Source organism: Ruminococcus sp. CAG:330 (genome assembly GCF_000437175.1).
Taxonomy (GTDB): domain Bacteria; phylum Bacillota; class Clostridia; order Oscillospirales; family Ruminococcaceae; genus Ruminococcus_C.
In genome coordinates, this window is record NZ_FR898032.1 from 1 (window position 1) to 2,331 (window position 2,331).

Genomic DNA, 2,331 nt, shown 5'->3' on the forward strand with positions numbered 1-2,331 from the left:
CGGAGCGGCAGACTTGTCGTGGTCAGAAGCAGCCGTACCCGCTCCAGACGGGAACGGGTGATGTCGTTGGAGATGGTTTCCCCAAACACCTCCTTATAACTGTGCTGGAGGGAAGAAAGGCTCATGGAGAACTTCTTCGCCAGCGATGCCACTGTACCCACCTGATCAATCTGGTGGGTGATCTGATAGTGCAGGATCATCAGGTTGTCCAGTTTTGTGGAAGGCGTTTGTGTGATGATCTTCTGCGTCTCCTGAAGCTGCCGGCTGATGTGAAAGAACATCTGCTTCAGTTCCAGCTCGACCATGTCCATGTGATACGGTCTTGCCGTGTAAAATTCGTAGGTCATGCTGCGGATGTGTGCGGAGATCGTAGCAGCATCTGTCAGCGGAACCGGCTGGTTCAGGGGAATGCCAAGCTCCGGAAACAGCTTCTGATCCCGTGGCTCTACGGTGAAATAGAACCAGTCGTCCATGTACGTGTCATCGCAGGCGGCATAGTACTGCGGGGTATTGCCGGAGTACAGGAGAAACGAGCCTGCCTGTGCAATCTCCTCTTTTCCGTTTCGCCGGATCAGTGCTTTGGTCTGAAACAGCAGGAACAGCCAAGCCTGTCCGATTCCGTTGGGGTTGCTCATCACAAAGTCTGCATCGTGTCCATGATGATAGCCAATGCTGTGAATTTTCATAAGATCACGCCTTCCGCAAGATTATACTTTTATCATACCATGTGCTTGCACGCTTTGCAATACAATTTCAAAAAAATGCAGAAAATGTATGTGAAAAATGCAGGATTTTATATTTTGTTTTCCATGGATTCATGTTACAATAAAATTAAAACGAGAGCAAGTTCTTCTGAAATTACGGTATTTTAAGAAAGGAATCAAACTGCCATGAAAATATGCAGTCAGATCATAGCCGTTTTCTGCACAGCTGCCGTTGCGCTGACCTCTGCCGGCATGACCGCCTCCGCAGAACCTGCCTCCGCTATGCGGGACATGACCACCATGGAGCTGGTGCGGGAAATGGGACTGGGCATCAATCTGGGAAACACCTACGAATCCTGCGGCGACTGGATCGCACAGTGGGGCGACGGAACGCCGGAATCCTACGAAACCGCCTGGGGCAGTCCGGTCATCACACAGGAGATGATTCAGGGCTACGCCGATGCCGGATTCCATACGCTTCGTGTGCCGGTGGCATGGTCAAACCTGATGGGGGACAACTACACCATCAGCAGCGCCTACCTCGGCGCAGTGCAGGAGGTCGTGGACTGGGCGCTGGACAGCGACCTGCACGTCATTGTCAATCTGCACTATGATGGCGGATGGCTGGCAAATTTCCCCACGGACAAGGAAAACTGCATGACCAAGTACAAGCGCATCTGGACGCAGATCTGTGATGCTTTTGCGGATTACGGGGACTATCTGGTCTTTGAGTCCCAGAATGAGGAACTCGGCTGGGATACGCTGTGGAACCGCTGGGGCGGTACGACAGGCAAGGAGGAATCCTATGCGCTGGTGAACGAGATCAACCAGACCTTTGTGGACATCGTCCGTTCCTCCGGCGGCAACAATCCGGAGCGCCACCTGCTGATCTCCGGCTATGGCACGGACGTCGACCTGACCTGTGACAGCCTGTTCCAGATGCCGCAGGATCCTGCGGGACGCTGCGCCGTTTCGGTGCACTACTACACCCCGTCAGACTTTGCGATTCTGGAGGAGGATGCCAGCTGGGGCACTATGCGCAGCACATGGGGCACGGATGCGGACTTTACCCAGCTGAACCACTATATGGATATGCTGAAAACGACCTTTGTGGACAAGGGCATTCCGGTTATCATTGGAGAGTATGGCTGCCCCAAGAAAAACAAAGATGCCGATTCTGTGCGCCTGTTCCTGTCCTCTGTGTGCGAGGCAGCGTATTCCAGAGAGATGTGTCCGGTGCTCTGGGATGTGACCGATCTGCACTATAACCGCAGTACCTGCCAGATGAATGACAGCGTGCTTCAGGAGAACTTCAGGAATATTCGGGAGAAGTACCAGCCGGAAACGCCGGCTGCTGGCGATGTGAATCAAGATGGCGCATGTAATCTTGCCGATGCGGTGCTGCTCCAGAAGTATCTGCTGAACCAGATGAATCTGACCGAGAAACAGGCTTCGGCGGCTGATGTTCAGGCGGATGGCACAGTCAATGGATTGGATTTGGTGACGCTGCGTGCGATGCTTTGAGAAAAAATTGAGAGAATGTTGTGAGGGATACGGTGCGCCGTGTCCCTTTTTGTTTGCGTATCATAAGTTTCGTTGAAAACGTTCCACCGGAACGTTTTCAAAA

2 protein-coding genes are annotated in these 2,331 nt (G+C 52.9%); one reads left to right on the forward strand and one right to left on the reverse strand.

Going from position 1 to position 2,331, the window contains the following annotated elements; all coding sequences use genetic code 11:
* A partial coding sequence (locus QZL66_RS03925) for a hypothetical protein (protein WP_293601837.1) occupies window positions 1–686 on the reverse strand: 686 nt, incomplete at its 3' end.
* A gap of 204 nt (window positions 687–890) precedes the next feature.
* On the opposite strand from QZL66_RS03925, the gene QZL66_RS03930 reads away from it, so the two are divergent.
* A complete protein-coding gene (locus tag QZL66_RS03930; protein WP_022410448.1) occupies window positions 891–2,228 on the forward strand; it encodes a cellulase family glycosylhydrolase in 1,338 nt (445 codons plus the stop codon).
* Window positions 2,229–2,331: the final 103 nt, after the last annotated feature.